This window comes from Sporosarcina sp. SG10008 (assembly GCF_044569405.1).
Classification (GTDB): domain Bacteria; phylum Bacillota; class Bacilli; order Bacillales_A; family Planococcaceae; genus Sporosarcina; species Sporosarcina psychrophila.
Map to the genome: position 1 here is coordinate 646659 of NZ_CP172607.1, position 22776 is coordinate 669434.

Consider the following 22776-nt stretch of genomic DNA (forward strand, 5'->3'; position numbering starts at 1 on the left):
ATTTTCTGGATTTAATGGATATTAGATGGGAAATGATATGGAATTATCGCGAATTATTCATTCGTGGAATTGGAATTACTTTAGCACTCACCGTAGTTGGCTATTTGGGAGGCTTTGTATTAGGCTTATTCGTGGGTATGGGGAAATTATCCAAGAAAAAGTGGATCTATTATCCATCCAAATACTATGTCGACTTTTTCCGTGGGACGCCATTATTAGTACAAATTTTATTAATACATCTAGCACTTATTCCAGGGATTTTCGGTCACTCATTGGGTTATTTTGTATCAGGTGCACTTGCGCTTGTTTTAAATAGCGCTGCATACAATGCGGAAATTATACGTGCGGGTATTCAGTCGATTGAAAAAGGGCAAATGGAAGCGGCAAGGTCTCTTGGAATGACGCAAAATGTAGCGATGAAAAATATTATTCTACCGCAGGCTTTTAGACGGATGGTTCCACCACTTGGGAATGAATTGATTGCCCTTCTAAAAGATTCATCATTAGTTACGATTATCGCAGCTAATGATTTATTGTACGCGGGGAAAGTAGTTGCCGGAGCTTATTCAAGGTTTTGGGAGCCCTATCTTACGGTTGCAATACTTTATTTGTGTCTAACTTTCGTTTTCGGTAAAATTATTTCGTATGTAGAAAAACGCTTCAGTAATAGCTATGTTCCAATGCAAAGAAAGAAAATGTTCTCAACTCGGCGTTAAGGTAGGAAGGTGATCAAATGATTAAAGTGGAAGGCCTCTATAAGTCTTTTGGGAAATTGGAAGTGTTAAAAGGAATCGATTATGAAGTGAAAGAAAAAGAAGTCATTTGTGTTATAGGTCCAAGTGGTTCTGGGAAAAGTACATTTTTACGCTGTATAAATTTGTTGGAAGATATTACGGCCGGCAACATTTTTATAGACGGAGTTAAAGTAAATGACCCGAAAACGGATATCAATGGAATCCGGAAAGATGTGGGTATGGTGTTTCAACAGTTTAACCTGTTCCCGCATATGCGTGTAATCGATAATATCACTATTTCTCCGCGGAAAATCCGGAAAATGAATTCTGCGGAAGCGGAAAAACTAGCTCATGAATTGTTGAAGAAGGTCGGACTAGCTGATAAAGCGAATTCTTATCCCGAACAGTTATCGGGTGGTCAAATGCAACGTGTTGCAATTGCAAGGGCATTAGCGATGCAACCTAAAATCATGCTATTCGATGAACCGACTTCTGCACTCGACCCAGAAATGGTGAAAGAAGTGCTGGATGTTATGAAACAGCTTGCAATTGAAGGGATGACAATGGTCGTCGTCACGCATGAAATGGGCTTCGCGAGAGAGATGGGCGATCGCGTGATGTTTATGGATCAAGGAATAATCGTAGAAGAAGGTATACCTGATCAAGTATTTAATAAACCCAAAAACGAACGAACAAAAGCATTTTTAAGTAAAGTGCTCTAGTTTGGACCAATCTTGCAAGCTGGAATCAAGGAAAGCAGATAGGCGATGTATGTTCGCTTATACTGTTTTCCTTTTTTATGAAGGAATTAGTGAATCTTCTTGTGTGGTAAAGTGAAATTTATAATACATGTAAGCAAATTTTTGTGAGGTGATTTTTATTATGAAACAGTGGACGAAGGAAATAGAGATTGATGCGCCAATTGAGCAAGTATGGAATTTTTTTAATGGTTCTTTAGAAAATATGCAAAAGATTATGCCACAAGTAGTTGAAAATAAACCTATTACAATAACAGATGGAATGGTTGGAAGTGTGTATTTACAAAAATATAAAGAAGGAAAGCGTGTTATGGAGTACCAAATAGAAACGTTAGAGTATGACGATTCCCCGAATGCGAAAAAGTTAAAGGTTGGTTTTACACTTGCTAATATGTTTGATATAACGGCGCGCTACGAGCTGGTCAAGCTCAGTGATCACAGAACTTCTTTAACCTATACTGCGACGAATCGTCCGTTAAAATGGTTCATGAAATTATTTTTACTGTTTTCCACAGACAAGATTGTAGTGGAATTTTTACAACGGGTAAAAGAGGTAGCTGAATCGGAAAACTAAACTATCGATCCTCTCACAGAAACTAACTGGATGATGGAGTCTATACAATAGAAAAGGCCATCCCACGGGGAATGGCCTTTTTATCATGATGAGTACCAATATGATTTGAGGGCAACACAACATACACCGAATTCCTATATAAACTAAGCGAAGGCGCCTTAAAGGGGGAGCCGAAGCCCAAAGACTGGCAGCATTCCCTAGCGAATTCAATGGGATTCTTTATCTCAACAAATAGAGTAAATTACTTAGGGGATATTTGGTAGGGCAAATTACAAAATATAGTTCAAGTAAACCAACATGATTCCAAGATCAGCTAGGATATGACTAATAATTGATGCGCTGATTGAATTCAATTTGTATCTAAAGTAGCCCCACATAAGACCTGCTATAAATACTGGAATAACAGCAATGAAATTAAAAGGAAATGCGAAAATTGAAAAGAGGGGAACTAGATGATATAGACTATAAAAAAATGATGTAATCATAATCGTTTGAGCCGCACCTACTCTATCTATAAGGCGCTTATACATAACATCTCTCCAATAGAGCTCCTCCAAAACAGGATTGATGAAGATGAGGAAAATAATTAACCAGAAAAGGATACTTCCTGTGAAATTCCACTCCACCAAAATTTGTTTTAGTTCGCCAAGATCGAAAACTAAATTATGTAGTAGTGCAACTGCCCCGTAAATAGCTACCAAAGAAATAACACCACTAATCAGACCAACTGTGAAAGATTTGAGATTGAGGTGTTTTTTACGATTCCATCGAATACTTTTATTTCTAAAGTATAGTAGAATCGGAACAAATAAAAGCCAACCATAGAATAGGATAAAGGTAATAGGGACACTTTTGAATATGATTAAACCTAAAAAGATCATAATCGTAGGGCCAATTAATAAAACTGAGAGTTTCATTATAAATCCTCCATGTGTTTTAAGTCGTAATAAAGATCCCTATCTTTCGGGTAGCAATGACTATCATTTTAAACCGTATCCATTATATCGTATCATTTACCGATTAATTAATCAGTATAATCTACTAATTGGATTTTGAAGGATACATCGATTACACTAAACAATTTCAAGTTAGATTTTCATGGTTAACGCATAAAATATGTTCCAATAAAAAAGAAGTAACCACCAGTAATGGTGATTACTCCATATAGGAATCTTGATGTATAGAGCCAGACATTATCTCTACACGCAGCTCTTTTATCTACTTGTATTCAATGGTTTGATATTCGCTTCAATTGCCGCACGTTTACCTTCCAAAAACGGTGGTAGCGCAAGTGACTCACCCAATGTTTCAAGCGGCTCATCTGTTGCGAATCCAGGTCCATCTGTTGCAAGTTCGAATAGGATACCATTTGGCTCGCGGAAGTATAGTGAACGGAAATAGAATCGCTCTACAAATCCGGAGTTCGGCAATCGTGTACTGTTAATTTTATCAATCCATGCATGTAGTTCTTCTTCGTCCTTAACACGGAAAGCTACGTGGTGAACGCCGCCTATCCCTTGCACCTCTGCAGGTAAGTCATTGCGTGGCTCAACGAACACTTCAGCGCCTGAACCACCATCTCCGACTTCCATAACAATGATGTCGTCTTGTCCTTCAACAAGAGCTGGAACACGGTTCTTCTCTGTAAACCCGAGTATTTGAAGAGCTGCGATAGTCGGTTCAGGAGTGCGGACAGTTAGCCTAACTGGACCAAGCCCGGTTATCCCATACTCAACCGGAACAGGGCTCTTATCCCATGGAGTTCCAGTCGCAGCGACTGAGTTTGTCTCATCGGAAACGAGCGTCAATTGTTGACCTTCCGCATCTTCGAAGAAAATAACATTGCGACCAGCAAATTCTGAAATGGGTGCATGTTTTACGTTAAATTCAGTAAAGCGTTCAATCCAATAATTTAGTGCAGCGTCACTTGCTACACGAAGTGATGAGTTGGAAATACTACTGACACCTGCTCGTTTTGGTCCAGCATTTGGGAAATCAAAAAATGTCAGTTCAGTTCCTGGATTCCCTTGCTCATCTCCGTAAAATAAATGATAAGCAGTTGTGTCGTCCTGATTTACTGTTTTTTTCACTAGTCGCATACCAAGTACCTCAGTGTAAAACTTAAAGTTATGCGCCGCGCTACCAGTCATTGCTGTTAGATGGTGAATGCCTTTTACGTTCATCTTTATCAATCCTCTCTTGGATAATATCTTTGTAAAGTTATCTTGAATTCAAGCTAATATTACAGCGAGAGGACGAAATTGTCAAGAGATGTGTCCCTTCGAGGGTTCAATATCCATACATATCATCTGTTTTTATCTTCATAGGTATTCAGAACGATTATTCTTTATTCTGGAAAGGGACTATAAAAAATGTGATATATTTTTATGATTAGATAGCTTATTTACGAAGAAGTTGATATAATCTATATTATTAGAAAGTTATTTACGTACATGGATAAATGAAGGAATATCGTTTAAGCGTGAGGTAACGCTTATCTTGGTATTCCTTTTTAATCACATAATATACGGAAATAGCCAAATCAGCTGGCCTGAAAATTAGACATAGGGAGATGCACACATCATGACGAACCATGTAATCACTGTCACATTGAGTGAATCAAAAAAACAAAAACCACAATCAGATCAGTTGGAATTCGGAAGAGTATTTACAGACCATATGTTTGTGGCTGACTATTGTGAAGGCCAAGGCTGGACGGATCATAGAATCATTCCATATGCACCACTTGAAATGGATCCGGCGGCAACCGTTTTTCACTATGGTCAAACAATTTTTGAAGGATTAAAAGCCTATGTAGGCAAAGAGGGGCAAGTATTGTTATTCCGCCCAGAAGAAAACATGCGTCGCATGAACAAATCGAGTGAACGCTTATGCATGCCAGCTTTCAATGAAGAAATTGCAATCGAAGCTTTAGAAAAATTAATTTCTATCGATAAAGACTGGATTCCAGTAACAGAAGGAACTTCCCTGTACATAAGACCATTCATGGTTGCGACTGAACCCTATCTTGGCGTTTCACCATCGAAGAAATATAAATTCATCATTATCCTTTCTCCTGTTGGATCGTATTATAAAGAAGGAATTCATCCCGTTAAAATTCTCGTTGAAAATGAGTATGTGCGTGCAGTAGCAGGCGGAACTGGAACGGCAAAAACAGCCGGTAACTACGCGTCCGGGCTAAGAGCACAAGAAATAGCAAGCAAAAAAGGTTATTCACAAGTTCTTTGGCTTGATGGTGTAGAAAGAAAGTATATAGAAGAAGTGGGAAGTATGAACGTCTTCTTCAAAATTAACGGTGAAGTTATTACACCAATATTAAATGGCAGTATTTTAGAAGGAATTACGAGGAAGTCAATCCTTCAATTACTGAGGCATTGGGATATTCCGGTTGTTGAACGTAAAATATCCATGGAAGAACTTCGTTCAGCACACCAAGCAGGTACTTTAGAGGAAGCTTTCGGAACAGGAACGGCAGCAGTTGTTTCACCAATTGGAGAACTAAATTGGGGCGATGACATAATGGTCGTTAATAATAATCAAACCGGTGAATTATCTAAAAAACTGTATGAGACACTAACGGGTATTCAAACCGGTAAAGTGGAAGATTCATTCGGGTGGGTAGTTGAAGTCACTGACACGGTAAAAGTATAATTGTTTCTTCTATATAATAGGTGAAGAAAAGGGTAGCCCTTCCAAGGTGCTATCCTTTTCTTTGTATCCAGTTGGGGAAGTCCTGCATATAGTAGGGAAGCGCCTAGAATTACTAAATGGATAGCGGAAGGGGATTGTGTGGATAAATTATCACCAAACCACAAACAAGTCATAGATGAAAACAGTAAAGATAAACAGTTGGAACAATTCCGTGTGAATAATGAAGGAACAAAAATGACAACAAATCAAGCACTGAAAGTTTCGAATGACGAGGAATCATTGAAAGCGGGTATCCGTGGACCAACATTAATGGAGGACTTTCATTTTCGTGAAAAATTAACTCACTTTGACAATGAAAGGATTCCAGAGCGGGTTGTACACGCCAGAGGATATGCAGCACACGGTTTTTTCGAATTGTATGAATCAATGAAGGAATTTACAAAAGCAGGATTTCTACAGGAACCCGGAACGAAAACCCCAGTTTTTACGAGATTCTCGAATGTTGTAGGGAGCAAAGGTTCTGCGGATACAGTAAGGGATGTACGGGGATTTGCTGTTAAGTTTTATACCGAGGAAGGGAACTATGATCTTGTGGGTAACAATATTCCCATCTTTTTCATCCAAGATGGCATTAAGTTCCCGGATCTTGTCCATGCGATACAGCCTGAACCACATAACGAGATGCCGCAAGCTGCCTCTGCACATGATACGTTTTGGGACTTTGTTGCTAACAACCAAGAATCGGCGCATATGGTCATGTGGCTAATGTCAGATCGGGCGATTCCGAGGAGTTGGCGAATGATGGAGGGATTTGGTGTTCATACATTCCGATTCGTCAATGAACAAGGCAAAGGCCGGTTTGTAAAGTTCCATTGGAAACCAGCACTTGGCGTACATTCGCTTGTATGGGATGAGGCACAGAAGATTTCTGGGAAAGATCCAGACTTTCAACGGCGGGATTTATGGGAATCAATTGAACATGGTAATTTTGCTGAGTATGAACTAGGTGTACAAATGATTGATGAAAAAGATGAATTCATGTTCGATTTCGATGTACTAGATGCTACGAAACTTTGGCCGGAAGAAATCGTACCTGTTAAAATATTTGGCAAGATGACGCTTAATCGTAATGTTGACAACGTCTTTGCGGAAACAGAGCAAGTTGCGTTCCATCCGGGTAATGTCGTACCTGGAATTGATTTCACAAATGACCCACTTCTACAAGGTAGATTATTTTCCTATTTAGATACACAACTCATTCGCCTCGGGGGACCGAATTTCACTGAGATTCCTATCAATCGTGCCGTCTGTCCATTCCATAATAATCAGCGAAATGGCTATAGCCGTCAGAGAATTGATGTTGGGCAGGTCAGTTACCATAAAAACTCGCTTGCGGATAATACACCGTCCACTTCTACTGCGAAAGAAGGCGGATTCGTCCATTATGCAGAAAAAGTGGAAGGGCGTATCATTCAAGCAAGAAGCGATTCATTCAAAGATTTCTTTTCTCAGGCTAGACTATTTTGGAATAGTATGTCGCCACCAGAGAAGCAGCATATCACTGATGCATTCATCTTTGAAGTTGGGAAAGTGGCTAGTAAAAGTGTAAGACAGCAAGTTGTTGACATGTTTGCCAATGTGGATGAAGGATTGGCAATCCATATCGCAGATGGTGTCGGGGTGAACCCTCCTACTGGCAAGCAAGTGAACGTCAAGGCCTCATCACCGGCACTCAGTCAGGAAAATACAACTAGAGTCCCTTACACGTTGAAAGTCGGCGTACTGATTGGTAATGATTTTAATGGTGCAGAAGTGAAAAGAGCTGTCAAAACGTTAAGGAAATATGGCGTCACAGTGGATATTGTTGGTGAAAAACTAGGCACAGTAAGAGGTGCGGATGGCCTTAATGTAATCGTTAATGAAACATTCCTTACAATGGATCCGGTTTTATTTGATAGCTTATATGTTGTTGGTGGTACGGCTGAAAATCAAGCAAAATTCAATTCCAATATCCAATACTTTATTAACGAATCGTTCAAGCATTATAAACCGATTGGATTTGCATCGACAGGTCTTCCTTTCTTTGAATTATCAAATGCGAAGGCGGGGCCAGGAATTGTCTTCGCGACGGATAATCCCGATTTTGATGATGATTTTGTAAAAGCAATCGCACAGCAACGCTTCTGGGACAGAGAAATTTATTGAAGAATGGCCGCTCCGATTAGAAATAGGGAGCGGTTTTTTCTTTGACTAGGAAATTATAAAATCTCGTACTGTGGTTAAACACCAAGAGAAGCTATTTCACGTCTAGACTCTAGCGCTTTTGTTCTTACTCGTTAAACTAGTCTGAAATCATGTATACTAGTTTATAAAGCAGATAGGGGATGATTTCTTATGATAAAAGCGATTATTTTTGATTTGGATGATACATTATTATGGGATAAAAAAAGTGTAGAAACCGCATTCGAAAAAACATGTGAACATGCAGCCCAAGTACATGATCTTAATCCTGCTAAACTTGAAGAAGCTGTCAGATTGGAAGCGAGAAAGCTTTACGAATCGTATGATACCTATGAATTTACTCAGATGATTGGCATTAACCCATTCGAAGGTCTCTGGGGGACATTCAATGATGAAGGGGACTATTTTCAAAAAATGAAAGCAATTGTTCCAGGCTATCGTAAGGAAGCGTGGACAAATGGACTTCAGCGAATCGGCATTAATGATGAAGACCTTGGCAGCACGTTAGCAGAATTATTCCCACAGGAACGGAAAAAGCATCCTTATCTATATGAAGAAACATTCGAAGTGCTGGACAGTCTGAAAGATACATACAAGCTTGTACTATTAACAAATGGTTCACCAAGTTTACAACACACGAAACTTGAAGTCACATCCGAACTCGTTCCTTATTTTGACCAAATCATCGTCTCAGGCGCATTCGGAGTAGGAAAGCCCGACGCATCTATTTTTCAACATGTGCTTACTGAAAACGGCGTAACTGCAGAGGAAGCAATAATGGTAGGCGATAATCTAATGACGGATATTTTAGGAGCATCACGTGTCGGAATGCGTTCTGTCTGGATTAATCGGGAGAATAAACTGCCCAGTGAAGAAGTTGTACCGACTTATGAAATTAATCATTTAGAAAAGTTATATCCTATCCTTGAAGAGTTGAATAAGAAACAGGCTGTCCAATGAGTATCAAATCTATCCTGAAGGATTGAGGATTGAGGATGGAGTGGACAAACTGCTTACATTACAAAACGAAAAAGCGCTCCAGTTGGTCAGCGCTTTTTTGTGCGGGATTTAAATTATGGAAATGAAAATAGTTTTGGATTGATCATCTAAAATTAACGGAATCTTCGTATCGTGAAGAACGTATTATATATGTTGAATTAAAGAATCCCATTGAATCTGCTGTGGTTCTCGATAATGAGAGAGTTATAATTCGGGGTGTGGATTATAGAACGCTTGGCGCTTTGGGGATGCCTTCCGCCATAAGCCTGGATTAGCGCTTCGCATCCAGTCTTACGGCTTCGGCGACCCCTTTGCCGCGCCTGCGCTAGGGTGTTCAATATCGAGAGAAATGTGATTTTGAGATGTATATGCTGAGATTATAATGTGATTACTAGTTGCTACTATATAAATGAATCCCATTGAACCACTCCGGCGCTAGGGGATGCCTCCCGCCATAAGCCAAGCAGCTTCGCCGCCAGTCTTATGGCTTCGGCGACCCCTGTTAAGGCGCCTTCGCTCAGTATATATACCGGATTCAACATATATAATTATAGTCAAGAAAGACGCAATCCAGGTTGCAGATTTCACCACTAATAATGAAATGCGCTTTCTCACAAAGACCATCTAGCGAAGGCGCGTCTTCGTGGTAGCCGGAGCGATAAGCCACTGAAAAAGTTCTTTTTTATAGTAAGAACTAGTTGATTGTAGTGAAGAGCGGCGACTCCGGCGGGAACAGCGCGAGCTGAAGACCCCGCAGGAAGAGCCGTTACGAAGAACGGCTTTTGCGAGCAAAAGCGCTAGCGTTGGGAGCACGGGGTAAGAATGCCTTAATTTCTGCAAAGAACGCAGAAATACGGCAAATCGAACCCTTTTCTGTTCGATTGGCTGAAGCCGTGTCTGCGGAAAGCGTCCGCTCGGAACGGAAATCAACGGTATTGAAGGAAATTGTACTTTTTCAGTGCCCTGGCTTATCGCGGGAGGCATCCACAAAGCATCGAAGCGGTATTCGTAGGATTTCTATTTCATTCCAATTATTAGGTTTTTTCAGTAGCCTTCCAAAAGCCCTTGTAAAGCGCATACGTCGTATTCATTTGTTCAACATATATAGTAGAGATATTTAAGTTGTGAGTAAATGGAAATCAGAGTTTATCGATAATTTGAGGTGGAGAAAATGTCTTTTAGGGTCATCATCCAATTTGTTTTGGCATCAATTCTTTTACTATTTTCTACTGGGGTAGCATGGTATGAAGGTAGCGCACTACTAGAGCATTCTTGGGAATGGAAACATACCGCGCTTTTTTCTGGAATAGTGAATGGACAAGTGGAAAACGCAAGCGAAATTCTACCAATTGATTATTTTATGTATGCAGCTAAATTTGCACCTGTATTTCCTTTGCTAATGTTGTTAAGTGGGACATATCTCATAATCCTCCTGGGGTATATTTTATTTAAACGTAACCATAAGGTGTTCACGTATTACCTTGCTTCTATTAGTGTTTTATTCCTGGTATTAGGCGGTTTCCTGTCTAATTCTCCAACTAGCGGTTTGAAAATCATTTTCGCTAGTCTTTTGTTTATCGGTATTTTATTTTTAGTTATTGCGTTGGTTAGACTAGTTAATAATAAGGTTAAAGAAATAAGTTAGCTTTATTTCACACCTGTTAATTAAACAAAATTAACCAGTGAATGACGTGATCACCTACTGGGCGCTACGTGTATAGTGGCATTTGGGCTGCTTTGGATTGAATGACGTCTATATCATTATCGAGAGGTCTGTGTGTATAGGGATGCGACTTTGTCGTATCCCTATACACTCTTTTCGGTAATCGTATGGTGGCCCTTCATCCGGCGCGCTCAAAATGCATAAGTACATGAAGGAGGGCACTGAAAAAGTACGATTTCCTTCAATCCCGTTGATTTCCGTTCCGAGCGGACGCTTTCCGCGGGCACGGCTTCAGCCTCCTCGTCACTGCGTTCCTGCGGGGTCTTCAGCTCGCGCTGTTCCCGCTGGAGTCGCCGCTCTTCACTACAATCAACTAGTTCGTAATATAAAAAAGAGCTTTTTCAGTGGCTTCACACGAAGTGCAGATGCTTTTTGGGACGAAAGAATAGCTGGCTTCTTACCTGGAGAAAAGCCGCCAAAGATGCAATTTTGGCGGCTGAAACTTTCTATAGGGTTTTCCCTTTTGTATTAGTGAAGGAGTGTCACTTTCTATAAGATATCACAAGATTAGATGCATACTCTTTGCTAGAAGTAAGCAAGGAACACAATGTACAACTTGCAAGAGTGCCCGATAGAAAGTCATCTATTCGTTTCTTTCAAACATAACTGCATTTTTCACTTGAACATTGAAGGTAAGCGACAGGCAACTATTCGCAACAGGATTACCGAAAAAAGTGTGGCTAGAAGTGACGGAGTCACTTCTAGCCACACATGTCTCACGGTAAATGTGTCGTGATTAGTTCGCCGAAAGCGAACCGGAAGTGGTCCAGTGAAAGTGGATTTTATAACAATGAACTTTAAAAGAAAAATGGATAGAGAATTAGATGTCATCTGAAGACTCTATCCATTTATTTATTTGATTCAAGTCAAACAAAATCGGAATCGTACTTACAAATCGATCGCGATAACGTCAAAGATATCTTCAAGCTCTTTCAAACGTTCTACGTTAGCCTTCTCAACATGGTTATCGACAGATAGCATCATGATTGCATTACCGCCAACAGTGGATCGGCCAACTTGCATCGTTGCGATGTTGATGTTTTCGATTGCTAGTAATGTTCCGACCCGGCCAATTGCACCCGGTTGGTCTTTATGTTTAATGAACAGTAAATGGCCATCAGGTTTTACATCGACAAGGTTATCATCGACTTTGACAATACGTGCACCTAAACCATTTAGTAAAGTTCCGGCAACACGTCTTACTCCATTCGTTGTCGATACTTCAACCGTAACTAAATTTGAAAAACCTTTCGATGTAGAAGTTTTATGTTCATTAACCTTGATGCCGATACGGTCTGCCAAAAACTTGGCGTTGACATCATTGACATGGTTTCCAAGATTGCGCTTCAACAGGCCTTTTAGCGTGTTGCGTGTCAAAGGACGGACATCAGATTCAGCAAGCTGCCCTGAGTAATAAATATTTACTTCCTCGATAACCCCCTCTGCTAAATCAGATAAGAATACGCCCAACTTTTCAACTAAGTCAAAGAATGGTTCAACTTTAGCCAGCGCTTCTTTTGAAACAGAAGGAAGATTAACAGGGTTTTGCACCGCACCGCCGTTTAAGAAAGTGACAACATCACGGCTAACATCAATTGCAACGCTTTCTTGCGCTTCAATCGTACTTGCACCTAAGTGTGGAGTCGCGATGACTTCAGGAAGTGTCAGCAGTTTATGGCCAACAAATGGTTCTGTTTCAAAGACGTCGAGTGCAGCTCCTGCAACTTTCTTCGTTACGATTGCATCATACAATGCATCTTCATCGATAATACCGCCGCGTGCGCAGTTAATGATTTGAACGCCGTCTTTCATCAAATTAAAGGCTTCTTTATTGATCATATGTCGCGTTTCTTTCAAAAGTGGAGTATGAACAGTAATAAAGTCTGCTGCTCTTAGTACTTCTTCAACAGTTCCCGCAGTAATACCCATCTTCTTCGCTTTCTCTTCTGTTAAGAAAGGATCATAGGCAATGACATTCATTCGCTGACCTTTTGCTCTTGCCGCAACTTCCGCACCGATACGACCAAGACCTACTACACCGAGTGTCTTATTTTTTAATTCAACACCAATGAATGACTTACGGTCCCATTGCTGGTTTTTTAATGAGTTGAAGGCTTGCGGAATTTTGCGTGCAAGGGACATAAGCATTGCAATTGTATGTTCAGCAGCGGAGTTCGTGTTGCCATCCGGAGCATTGACAACGATAATACCATGTTCAGTCGCTGCGTCTAAATCGATATTGTCGACGCCGACACCAGCACGCCCAATGATTTTTAACCTCGTTGCTTTTTCAATAATTTCGCGTGTCACTTGTGTTTGACTACGAACAAGCAAGGCATCATAGTTATGAATTTTAGACGCTAATTCAGCGGGTGTGCAAGTTGTATCAACGACGATGTTCAAGCCTTCAGCCTGCCTTAATGGAAAAATACCATCTTCGCTTAACGGATCGCTAATAAGTATATTAAAAGTCATTTAGACCAACACTCCTTCGTTTAAGTAGACTTGCTGTGCAGCGGCAGTGCCTTTTCCTAATTCAATTTCTTTGCCGACTTTGAGTAAGCCGATTTCCATCGCACTGATTGTTTGAAGGACATCTGCGGGAGAACAGTATCCCATATGGCCAATGCGGAATATTTTGCCGCTTAAATGCTGTTGGCCGCCTGCTACGATTAAGCCGAACTCATGTTTAATCACTTTTCTAAACGCTTCTGCGTCGAAATCTTCCGGTTTAACCGCTGTGACCGTAGGAGAGGCATCTTTATCACTTGTTAATAAAGGAATACCTAATGCCCGGAAAGCGGCGCGCGTCATGTTCATCATCAAAATATGTCGTGCATTTACTTGTTCGACTCCTTCTTGATCGACAAGCTGAAGAACTTGTTCCAAGCCGAATAACAAGGATAGTGCAGGTGTGAAAGGGGTAGTATCTTTTAACAGATTGTCGCGATATCTTACTAAATCCATATAGTAGCGTGGTTGTGGGTTATTCTCGATGATAGTCCAGGCACGTTCACTTGCCGCGATGAAAGCCAGTCCTGCTGGTAGCATGAATGCTTTTTGAGAACCTGTCACCAGGACATCGATTCCCCAATCATCCATTTTCGTCTCAACACCGCCAACACATGAAACACCATCGACGACGATTAATGCATCTGACACTTCACGTACTGCCTGTGCGAGTTCCTTGATAGGATTTAATACGCCAGTAGAAGTCTCGCAATATGTAGAAAATACAGCTTTGATTTCAGGATGCTCTTGTAGATAGCGTTTAATTTCTAGGGGATTCAGCGCTTCGCCCCATTCGACATTTAAGCTTTTAACCGTGATATTGTAAGCTTCACAAATTTTTGAGAAACGCTCGCCGAATGCGCCTGTTACAATGACTAATACTTCATCGCCAGGCTTCACAATATTTACAACAGCAGCTTCCAAACCAGCTGTTCCGCTACCTGTTAAAATAACAACGTCTTGTGTCGTACCGAAAATCCGTTGCAGACCTGGTGCGATATTTTTAAGCATATTCGATGTCTCTTGTCCTCGGTGGCCAATCATTGGTTGACTCATCGCTCGTTGTACACTTGGCGGGATGGGACTTGGTCCTGGAATCCTAAGTAGCATTTGATCTTGTAACATCTTCATTCTCCTCTCGATTTTGGGAACAAAAAAAAGCCCTCCTCCCCTTACAAATAAATGTAAGGGGCGAAAAGCTGAAATACTCACGCGGTACCACCCTTTTTACTGTCTGAAAAAAATAGACAGTCTTGGTTAGCATGCTTAACGCGCATGTGACGGATAAACCTACTAGACGTTTCAGTTTATCTATTCCAGAGTGCTACTTTACTGCGAAATCACTGATTTGCACCATCCATCAGCTCTCTTGAGATTTCAGTAGATAAAGTGTGTCTCCATCAAAATAGTTAGATTAGTTATGGAATTAGAACTAATCATAACAAATGAAAATTGAATGTCAAGCATCATTTTATCCGAAATCACTTTTTTCTGAGTCCAATTGGTAGAGGAATCTAGTCAGGAACGGTATTCTTTCTTATAAGAACAAAATAAGGAGTGAAAAGATTTGGTTGCTGATAAAATTAAAAAGTTCAATTCGATTCCACTTTCCGTTTTGGACCTTTCTCCAATAAATGAAGGTAGCAATGCAACACAGTCCTTCAAAAATAGTGCGGAATTGGCACAGCATGCTGAAAAATTAGGTTTCAATCGGTACTGGTTTGCAGAACATCACAATATGCCTGGCATTGGAAGTTCCGCAACATCGGTACTTATAGGTCATATTGCAGGCGTAACAAAACGAATTCGCGTAGGTTCGGGCGGTATTATGTTACCTAACCATGCACCACTTGTTATTGCCGAACAGTTTGGTACACTCGAATCTATCTATCCGGGAAGAATCGATTTGGGACTTGGGCGTGCGCCAGGTTCTGACCAAGCAACTGCTTATGCACTGCGTCGCACATTACAAAGTACTGGTGACGATTTCCCGGAACAATTAGCCGAACTTCAAGCTTATTTTGAACCGGACAGATCCGCTCGAGTTCGCGCCTTTCCAGGTGAAGGACTTGATATACCCATCTGGCTTCTCGGCTCGAGCGGCTTTAGTGCACAACTTGCAGCACAGAAAGGCTTACCTTTTTCTTTCGCGAGTCATTTTGCACCTGCGTATACGTTGCAAGCATTACAGTTGTACCATCAAAACTTTAAGCCATCTAAGTTTTTGAAAGAACCGTATGCCATGCTTGGTATCAATGTCATCGCAGCGGAGACGGACGAAAAAGCGCAATGGTTGGCGACTTCACAGCAACTTCAATTCCTTGGTATCACTACGGGAATGCCATCACAATTAAAACCACCAGTTGACAATATCAATGAGTATTGGTCACCACAGCAACAAGCATCTATTAAGCAAACGCTCGATCCTCGTACAACGATTGTTGGCAGTCCCGAAACGGTTAAACGCAAGCTCGAAAGTTTCATTCAAGAAACAAGAGCGAACGAATTAATTATCAATACGCAAGTATACAGTCATGAAGAGCGCATGCGTTCGTATAGCATAATTGCAGACATGATGGATTGAATAAATAAAAGTCGCAACCTTTAATTAGGTTAGCGGCTTTTTATTTAGAATAGTTATTTAATTGAGGTGGTGATATGGTAAAATATAGATGATGACATTTATAGGGGGTAATGAGGTGAGCAATATGACAAAGACAGAAACGATTGTTGAAAACTACCATGGTACTGATGTTGCAGATCCTTTTCGCTGGCTCGAAAAGCCGGAAACTTTAGAGGTGAAGAATTGGATTGATGAACAAAATGAAGCAACCCAAGACTATTTAGCAACGTATCCGAAACGGGATAAAGTGAAAGAGAAATTAACGAAATCATGGAATTATCCGAAATACTCCGTTCCGCAAAAAGAAGGGGACTATTATTATATTCATAAAAATAATGGACTACAAAACCAAGCAATTTTTTATCGGACAAAGGATATATCATCAGATGAGCTTGAGGTCATTATAAATCCGAATACGTTGAATGAAGAAGGGACGGCAGCGATAACGAATCTTGCGTTTACGAAAGATGGGAATCGCCTAGCCTACGGTGTTTCATTGAACGGAAGTGACTGGCAGGAAATCCGAATCCGCAATTTACAGACGGGAAAAGACGAAGCTGACGTCATCAAATGGTGCAAGTTTAGCAGTATTGCATGGAATGAAGAGGGAAGCGGATTTTATTATAATCGATTCCCTGAACCTGGGACGGTCGATTCAGAAGATGAGAGTAACTATAACCGCGTTTACTGGCACACGGTTGGTACAGTCCAAGAAGAGGATATTCTGGCATATGAAGACACTGAGGATAAAGAGTTATCTTTTAATCCAATACTCTCTGATGATTATCGTTATTTGATTTTATCAGTATGGAAAGGAACAGAAAATAAAAGTCGTATCTATTATCGTGATGAACAAGCTGATGAAGGATTTGTTCATTTATTGGCAGACGATGACGGCGAATATTCGTTTATAGGAAATGAAGGGAAGCTCTTTTACTTCACGACTAGTCACGATGCACCGAAAGAAAAAATTATTGCTGTTTATTTGGACAAACCAGGGAAAGAGCATTGGATTGACATCATTTCAGAACAAGAAGACGTCCTTACATTCGCAAAAATCATTAACGGGCAGTTTGTCGTATGCTATTTGCATAATGCCCATTACAAACTACGTATTTATGATTTGGACGGACGGTTCCAAAAAGAAGTGTCTCTTCCTAATTACATTTCCTTATCAGGCGTGACCGGCAAGAAAACAGCGTCAACGATGTTCATAGGCTATACATCATATTTGGTGCCGACAACGATTGCACGCTATGATTTTGAAAAAGATGAATTGAATACTGTATTTAATACGTCAGAGTTATTTGTAGCAACAGGCTTCGAGACTACTCAAGTGTTTTATCCATCCAAAGATGGCACGCGTATTCCGATGTTCCTGACGCATCGAAAAGGGTTGAAATTGACGGGCGATAATCCTGTTTTGTTATATGGTTATGGCGGTTTTAATGTTAACTTGACTCCGGCTTTTTCCCCATCACAGCGTATGTGGATTGAGGCGGGCGGCGTGTATGCGGTTGCGAATTTACGTGGCGGTGGAGAGTTTGGTGAGGAATGGTACAAAGCGGGGACGTTGGGGCAAAAGCAAAATGTCTTTGATGACTTCATTGCAGCAGCAGAGTGGCTGATTGAACAAAACTATACGAACAGCAAGAAACTTGCCATTATGGGCGGAAGTAATGGTGGATTGCTTGTCGCAACATGCATCACTCAGCGGCCTGATCTATATGGGGCGGCACTTTGTCTCGTTCCTGTCACTGATATGCTGCGCTATCATAAATTTACTGTGGGACGCTATTGGGTGACCGATTACGGAAATGCTGAAACAAATCCGGAACATTTCGAGTTCATGTACAAGTATTCTCCGCTTCATAATGTCAAAGAAGGCGTCGAGTATCCACCGACACTTGTGACAACAGCTGATACGGATGATCGTGTGGTGCCGTGGCATGCGACGAAATTTGCAGCGACATTGCAAGCGGCACAACTAGGAAATAATCCAATCCTTCTGCGGGTGGAAAAGAATGCCGGCCACGGACTTGGTAAACCAACTGTTAAAATCATCGAAGAACAGACGGATATGTATTCGTTCTTGTTTAAGACATTGGAGATTGAAATTTAAGTTAGACAAGAACCGAAACAATCGTAACTATTTCTTGTGATGGGAACGAAATAACTAAATAGCTAGGGGAATTACAGACCTATTCGCAATAGCGGATAGGTCCCCCTTTTTTTGTATATAGCCATTCCTATGATTTTGCGATTAAAAAGCGCAACAGTTTTAGCAAGAATTTTTCAATGAGGTAAGTTAACAAGTTGGAATAAAGAATCCCATTGAATTCCCTCCGGCGCTCGGGGATGCTTCCCGCCCTAAGCCAGACAGCTTCGCCGTTAGTCTTAGGGCTTCGGCTACCCCTTGTAAGGCGCCTTCGCTCAGTTTGTACACCGTATTCAATACTTCAACATAGGTGTTGGTTTGATCTTTCGTCTCCAGATCATAAAGTGAATGTTTTTCACCTCAGGTCTGAAATTGAGTGATTTTCAGACAGTAATTTGAGGTGATTTTTTCGAAAAAGTGTATTCTAACCAAAAGGGAGTTATGTCGATGATTAAAGGTTTATATGAAGCACATTTACCTGTTAGGAATCTTGAAACTTCTATAGAGTTTTATAAAAAACTTAATTTAGAAATTGCATATCAAAAAGAGAAACTAGTATTTTTTTGGATTGAGAAAGGACGTAGTTGGTTAGGGCTGTGGGAAACAGATAAAGTTGAAACACCATATCATCCTTCATTGAGAAACATTGCTTTTCAAGTTGATATAGAGGATATAGAGGTTGCCAAAGAATGGCTCGAACAAAAAGGAATTCCAGTAAAGACTGACTTTGGATTCCGACCAGAAAAGCAACCACTAGTTTTACCGAATAATCCCAATGCGCATGCAGCAATATATTTTCAAGACCCTGATGGTAATTCTCTTGAATTAATCACCCCTTTAAGGTTGGATTTTAGGAAGACTTTGAAATGATGTCGTTAGAAGATTGGAATAGGAAAAATAACTAATTGTAACTATTTTCCTTGTTAAACTAAAGGGTCATTTGATTGAAAAAGAAATAATAATACTTCGTAGAATTTAGATAGTTAGATGTAAATTGGTACTAAATTAAATTTGAGAATAATCAAAGGAAGTGGCAAACATCGAAGCGAATAAGGAAATTTTGAAATTGAATAAGGAAAGCTGGGAGAAATCAGCAGAACGTTTTTTCGGAAGAACAGCTCTTCCGGAATATGGACCATTTTCTTTGAATGAAGAACGACTTGGACTATTTGGTGATATTTCAAATCAAAAGGTCTTGGATATTGGATGTGGTAGTGGGCATTCATTACAATATATGGGAAATAAAGGAGCAAAGGAACTCTGGGGGGTAGATCTTTCAACAAAGCAAATAGAAACAGCTACTAAATTGTTGGGTAACCAACAAGTCAAAGTTTCTTTAGTAGAGTCTCCAATGGAGGAAAACCCTGGACTACCAAGCAATTACTTTGATATTGCATACTCAATTTATGCATTAGGGTGGACGGTTGATTTACGACGTACATTGTCAAATATCCATAACTATCTAAAGCCAGGTGGTATTTTCATCTTTAGTTGGGAACACCCTATCCACGACCGCTTGACCTACGAAGATTCATCGTTTACTTTTAATAAATCTTATAATATCGAAGGTCCGGAATACAATGAAGCGTGGCATAATAGTGTCATTATTCACCATCGGAAATTAAGTACATATATAAATACACTAATCGAATCCGGTTTCACTATTGAAAAAGTATTAGATGATGTTGAGTTATCTGATAACAAAGTTTCAGATAATCCTTCGAGATGGTACTCAACCCAAAAAGCCCAATTAGTGCCTGCAACATTTATAATAAAAGCTTTCAAAAAGTAATGATGGAAAATTATTTCTGAAATTAGTATTAACGTCGCGACGATTCTATGATAAATAGGAACGTTTTTGACTTACCGGCCAGGTTTGTTGAAGAAGAACGGAACGTCCTAAAATAAAAAACCACAGAATTAATGGGGAGATTTAAATGAGTAAAGTTGGAGTTTATAGGGTTGATATCACGCCACCATTGGGTATTGATTTTATTGGATACCATAGACCAACTGGGATAAGTAATATTGATGAACGTATTTATGCAACAGCCTTTATTTTTGAAAGCAAAGAAACAAAGTCCGTAATTATTAGTATTGATAACATAGGCATGTTAATAAAAGATACTATAATTATTCGTGAACAAATAGTAAAGGAATTGAAAATCCCATTTGAAAATATAACGGTTGTTTATACTCATACACATTCTGGTCCTGCAACAGCAAGTAATAATCAAATGGTTCAATCTTATAAGACTAGCTTAATTACAAATGTCGTAAAAGCTACTGTTAATGCAAATGAGAATATGCAACCATCTGAGGTTGGATGGAATGTAACAATGGGTGAAATAGGAGTAAACCGAAGAGAGATTTCATTAGATGGAAAAGTGAAGATGGGTATAAATGTGAATGGGGCTGTTGATAACAGAATAGGAGTATTAGCAATAAAACACCCTGCAACAGGAAAATTTCAAGGTCTAATTGTATTTTGTACTGCCCATCCAAATGTATTAAAGGGAGATAGTGATATTTTATCAGCAGACTATCCTGGGCTAACAAGGGATATTCTTCAAAATACACTTCACTGTCCTGTAATAATTATTCAAGGGGCGGCTGGAAATGTTAATGCTAATTATCGTGGTTCAAAGGAAGCCTTAGAAAAAATGGCTTATGCCTTAAGTGGTAGCGTCCTTACGATGATTCCAAGTATTAATTGTAAGTCTATTTCTAAGCTTAGAACTGTTTCAACTAAAATGTCCATGAAACTAAAAGATATTCCTGAACCTGATGTTATAAAAAGGATGGCATTTTTAGCTGCAGATCAATGGGGTGTAAATACTGATAAATGGTTAATGGTTCTTTTGGATATGCATAAACAAAATATTAAGCAACTTTCTATTGATTTAGAAATTCAATTACTTCAAATTAATGAGGGTTCATTTTCAGGAATACCAATGGAGCCCTTTTCTGAAACAGCTATTGACATTAAAAAAAGACTAAAGAATAAACTTGCCTTTTTTGGGGGTTATACCAATGGTTATCTTGGCTATTTACCTACAAAAGAAGCGTACCCATACGGTGGTTATGAGGTGGAAGTGAATCCAGTGATTTATGGACCGATTACTGACTTGTGGATGCCCCCAGTTGAAAATACTGCTGAACAGGTGGTGAAAAAGGTGTTGGAATTATATAATACTAAATAATTTATGCTGAGCTTATTAGTAAATGTAACTTTTCCACTTGAACTCCTATGAAAATTAAATATTGCTTAGAATCTATAAAGTTGCATAACAAAAAAAGACTGAGCCTTCAGAATGATTATATCGATATGATAGGTAAATCAGGAACCAACTCCATTCTTCCTAGAGGCTAGTGCAATAACTAGTGTAGGATTAATCTCGCATAGCTGCTACTCATATCAAGTGCGACAATCTGTAATGCACCGTGAACGTTGGAGTTAGACTGGTGGTTGGGCCATATGACACGATTGTTGATCGACCATCTTTGGTAGCCGTAATATTCAATATCCGTTCTGTACACGTTTGCATCCTCTTTGTTTTGCGCTTTTTATAACAAAGGTCAAAAACCTGTTTTCTTACACATTAGAGGAGTGTGCATGTTTGATAAAAAAGTGATTTTAGTATTGCTATGTTGGATTTTAGATGGTTGTGCAGTGATGTCTGATCTCTTCAAGCAAAAGGAGAAATTTTTGGAAATTCGGCAGCCGTGTCTTTAAAGTATGGAGACAGGCACTGTACAAGGAGGGGGAGAAATGGTTATTGTTAATCTCGCATTTTTTATCTTCATATTAATAGCTTCGATATATATACTGTTCATCAAATCAAAAAATGATGTTCTGAAACGTTATTTATCTTTCATAATTATCAATTCCTTTTTCTTTTTTTCTATTTTTGATATTAAATCAGTGTTATGGATCACACTGATTTGTGCAATAGGACTAATTTTGCATACAAAATCACCAATAAAAGATAAAGTCATTTTTATATTTATAGTCATTTTTATTTTTGTAATATATCGTGTTCCCACAAGCCCAGCCGAATTTGAGACGTACTTAATTGAGGAACATGCGATTCATTGTTCAGTAGTGGAATGTGTAGAAGTTGTTGAAATTGTAAATGATAACAAGCTTCAAATGCAAGCGACTAAATATGCAATTCAAGGTTTAACTTTTGATTGGTATTTTGTTTTTTCACAGGGTCAAATCGTATTGAACAATGAAAATATAAAGGCTATTAATATAGCTGGATTTTGGATTCAAATAAACAAATAAGAAGTAAAACTCGATGATGAAGGTGTTGGATACGATCTTTACAATACGAGTTAGTTGTACTTAAAGTAACGGGGCGTTATTTCAAGTAAAGTAGCTTAAGAAAATCCTTTATGTGTGGAAAATAATCAGTAAATATAAAACAGCTTATATTTATTACGCCTTATTGAACTAAATGGAGCAGATTACTAGAATGAGCACAATATAGTCGATCATGACAATAGAGTATCAATACAGAATATTATCTATTAAAATTCAAACGAGGAGGGGGACTATGAAAAAAATTACACCGATTGTAATAATTCTTATTGCCTTATTCGTAGGTGCTCTAGGCTACTCCCTGTTTATCAAAGTATTTATTCCAAATATGATGTAATGATTATCCTAAGAAATCATCTGTGTTTTTTGTCCACAGTAGTAGGTGTCAACTGTGGAATGCATGGAAACTGGTACGTTCCGTGCGGTGCAGGGGGAAATCTGGAGAATAGAATCAAA

17 protein-coding genes and 1 other annotated feature are annotated in these 22776 nt (G+C 39.4%); of the genes, 13 read left to right on the plus strand and 4 right to left on the minus strand.

The window, feature by feature from the left end; translation table 11 throughout:
• Nucleotides 1-14 precede the first annotated feature (14 nt).
• The 3 genes from ACGLYD_RS03265 to ACGLYD_RS03275 all read left to right on the plus strand — a co-directional run bounded on the left by ACGLYD_RS03265 (nucleotide 15) and on the right by ACGLYD_RS03275 (nucleotide 2066).
• On the plus strand, nucleotides 15-716 hold the full coding sequence (locus ACGLYD_RS03265) for an amino acid ABC transporter permease (RefSeq protein WP_338653165.1): 702 nt from the start codon (nucleotides 15-17) through the stop codon (nucleotides 714-716).
• A 17-nt stretch (nucleotides 717-733) separates the two neighbouring features.
• Entirely contained in the window at nucleotides 734-1456 is a 723-nt protein-coding gene (locus ACGLYD_RS03270) for an amino acid ABC transporter ATP-binding protein (protein WP_067206907.1), read from the plus strand.
• A gap of 160 nt (nucleotides 1457-1616) precedes the next feature.
• A complete protein-coding gene (locus ACGLYD_RS03275; RefSeq protein WP_067206910.1) occupies nucleotides 1617-2066 on the plus strand; it encodes an SRPBCC family protein in 450 nt (149 codons plus the stop codon).
• 269 nt (nucleotides 2067-2335) lie between these two features.
• On the opposite strand, the gene ACGLYD_RS03280 is transcribed toward ACGLYD_RS03275, so the two are convergent.
• Nucleotides 2336-2983 (minus strand): CPBP family intramembrane glutamic endopeptidase, encoded by a 648-nt coding sequence (locus tag ACGLYD_RS03280; protein ID WP_187047813.1) that lies wholly within the window; start codon nucleotides 2981-2983, stop codon nucleotides 2336-2338.
• 297 nt (nucleotides 2984-3280) lie between these two features.
• The gene (locus ACGLYD_RS03285; protein WP_067206916.1) at nucleotides 3281-4249 is read right to left on the minus strand and encodes a ring-cleaving dioxygenase; all 969 of its coding nucleotides are present in this window, start codon (nucleotides 4247-4249) and stop codon (nucleotides 3281-3283) included.
• Nucleotides 4250-4649: 400 nt separating this feature from the next.
• Between ACGLYD_RS03285 and ACGLYD_RS03290 the strand changes: the two genes are divergently transcribed.
• The 4 genes from ACGLYD_RS03290 to ACGLYD_RS03305 all read left to right on the plus strand — a co-directional run bounded on the left by ACGLYD_RS03290 (nucleotide 4650) and on the right by ACGLYD_RS03305 (nucleotide 10623).
• Nucleotides 4650-5738, plus strand: a complete 1089-nt coding sequence (locus ACGLYD_RS03290; protein ID WP_067206917.1) for a branched-chain amino acid aminotransferase — start codon at nucleotides 4650-4652, stop codon at nucleotides 5736-5738.
• A 138-nt stretch (nucleotides 5739-5876) separates the two neighbouring features.
• Entirely contained in the window at nucleotides 5877-7943 is a 2067-nt protein-coding gene (locus tag ACGLYD_RS03295; RefSeq protein ID WP_354313656.1) for a catalase, read from the plus strand.
• A 189-nt stretch (nucleotides 7944-8132) separates the two neighbouring features.
• A complete protein-coding gene (locus tag ACGLYD_RS03300) occupies nucleotides 8133-8939 on the plus strand; it encodes an HAD family hydrolase (RefSeq protein ID WP_067206932.1) in 807 nt (268 codons plus the stop codon).
• Nucleotides 8940-10149: 1210 nt separating this feature from the next.
• On the plus strand, nucleotides 10150-10623 hold the full coding sequence (locus ACGLYD_RS03305) for a YjdJ family protein (RefSeq protein ID WP_399631333.1): 474 nt from the start codon (nucleotides 10150-10152) through the stop codon (nucleotides 10621-10623).
• Between the two features lie 966 nt (nucleotides 10624-11589).
• Here ACGLYD_RS03305 and serA read toward each other — a convergent pair.
• Both serA and ACGLYD_RS03315 read right to left on the minus strand, forming a co-directional pair.
• Complete coding sequence (gene serA, locus ACGLYD_RS03310; protein WP_399631335.1) at nucleotides 11590-13176, minus strand: phosphoglycerate dehydrogenase; 1587 nt, start codon at nucleotides 13174-13176, stop codon at nucleotides 11590-11592.
• Nucleotides 13177-14337, minus strand: a complete 1161-nt coding sequence (locus tag ACGLYD_RS03315) for a pyridoxal-phosphate-dependent aminotransferase family protein (protein WP_399631338.1) — start codon at nucleotides 14335-14337, stop codon at nucleotides 13177-13179. It lies immediately after the preceding gene.
• A 59-nt stretch (nucleotides 14338-14396) separates the two neighbouring features.
• Nucleotides 14397-14625 (minus strand) — a binding site (T-box leader).
• Nucleotides 14626-14779: 154 nt separating this feature from the next.
• Between ACGLYD_RS03315 and ACGLYD_RS03320 the strand changes: the two genes are divergently transcribed.
• The 6 genes from ACGLYD_RS03320 (at nucleotide 14780) to ACGLYD_RS03345 (ending at nucleotide 22284) form a co-directional block, all read left to right on the plus strand.
• The gene (locus ACGLYD_RS03320) at nucleotides 14780-15796 is read left to right on the plus strand and encodes an LLM class flavin-dependent oxidoreductase (RefSeq protein ID WP_067206944.1); all 1017 of its coding nucleotides are present in this window, start codon (nucleotides 14780-14782) and stop codon (nucleotides 15794-15796) included.
• Nucleotides 15797-15920: 124 nt separating this feature from the next.
• Nucleotides 15921-17957 (plus strand): prolyl oligopeptidase family protein, encoded by a 2037-nt coding sequence (locus ACGLYD_RS03325; RefSeq protein WP_399633099.1) that lies wholly within the window; start codon nucleotides 15921-15923, stop codon nucleotides 17955-17957.
• A gap of 483 nt (nucleotides 17958-18440) precedes the next feature.
• Nucleotides 18441-18863, plus strand: a complete 423-nt coding sequence (locus tag ACGLYD_RS03330; protein WP_399631341.1) for a VOC family protein — start codon at nucleotides 18441-18443, stop codon at nucleotides 18861-18863.
• A 196-nt stretch (nucleotides 18864-19059) separates the two neighbouring features.
• Nucleotides 19060-19785 (plus strand): class I SAM-dependent methyltransferase, encoded by a 726-nt coding sequence (locus tag ACGLYD_RS03335; protein WP_399631344.1) that lies wholly within the window; start codon nucleotides 19060-19062, stop codon nucleotides 19783-19785.
• 145 nt (nucleotides 19786-19930) lie between these two features.
• Nucleotides 19931-21196, plus strand: coding sequence for a neutral/alkaline non-lysosomal ceramidase N-terminal domain-containing protein (locus tag ACGLYD_RS03340; protein ID WP_399631347.1), 1266 nt, complete (start codon nucleotides 19931-19933; stop codon nucleotides 21194-21196).
• Between the two features lie 569 nt (nucleotides 21197-21765).
• A complete protein-coding gene (locus tag ACGLYD_RS03345) occupies nucleotides 21766-22284 on the plus strand; it encodes a hypothetical protein (RefSeq protein ID WP_342537785.1) in 519 nt (172 codons plus the stop codon).
• The last annotated feature ends 492 nt before the right edge of the window (nucleotides 22285-22776 follow it).

Coding starts and splice junctions, on each gene's coding strand:
- ACGLYD_RS03330 (WP_399631341.1), top strand. CDS start 18,441: ATGATTAAAGGTTTATATGAAGCACATTTACCTGTTAGGAATCTTGAA.
- serA (WP_399631335.1), bottom strand. CDS start 13,176: ATGACTTTTAATATACTTATTAGCGATCCGTTAAGCGAAGATGGTATT.
- ACGLYD_RS03305 (WP_399631333.1), top strand. CDS start 10,150: ATGTCTTTTAGGGTCATCATCCAATTTGTTTTGGCATCAATTCTTTTA.
- ACGLYD_RS03345 (WP_342537785.1), top strand. CDS start 21,766: ATGGTTATTGTTAATCTCGCATTTTTTATCTTCATATTAATAGCTTCG.
- ACGLYD_RS03265 (WP_338653165.1), top strand. CDS start 15: ATGGATATTAGATGGGAAATGATATGGAATTATCGCGAATTATTCATT.
- ACGLYD_RS03325 (WP_399633099.1), top strand. CDS start 15,921: ATGACAAAGACAGAAACGATTGTTGAAAACTACCATGGTACTGATGTT.
- ACGLYD_RS03290 (WP_067206917.1), top strand. CDS start 4,650: ATGACGAACCATGTAATCACTGTCACATTGAGTGAATCAAAAAAACAA.
- ACGLYD_RS03340 (WP_399631347.1), top strand. CDS start 19,931: ATGAGTAAAGTTGGAGTTTATAGGGTTGATATCACGCCACCATTGGGT.
- ACGLYD_RS03270 (WP_067206907.1), top strand. CDS start 734: ATGATTAAAGTGGAAGGCCTCTATAAGTCTTTTGGGAAATTGGAAGTG.
- ACGLYD_RS03275 (WP_067206910.1), top strand. CDS start 1,617: ATGAAACAGTGGACGAAGGAAATAGAGATTGATGCGCCAATTGAGCAA.
- ACGLYD_RS03285 (WP_067206916.1), bottom strand. CDS start 4,249: ATGAACGTAAAAGGCATTCACCATCTAACAGCAATGACTGGTAGCGCG.
- ACGLYD_RS03280 (WP_187047813.1), bottom strand. CDS start 2,983: ATGAAACTCTCAGTTTTATTAATTGGCCCTACGATTATGATCTTTTTA.
- ACGLYD_RS03300 (WP_067206932.1), top strand. CDS start 8,133: ATGATAAAAGCGATTATTTTTGATTTGGATGATACATTATTATGGGAT.
- ACGLYD_RS03315 (WP_399631338.1), bottom strand. CDS start 14,337: ATGTTACAAGATCAAATGCTACTTAGGATTCCAGGACCAAGTCCCATC.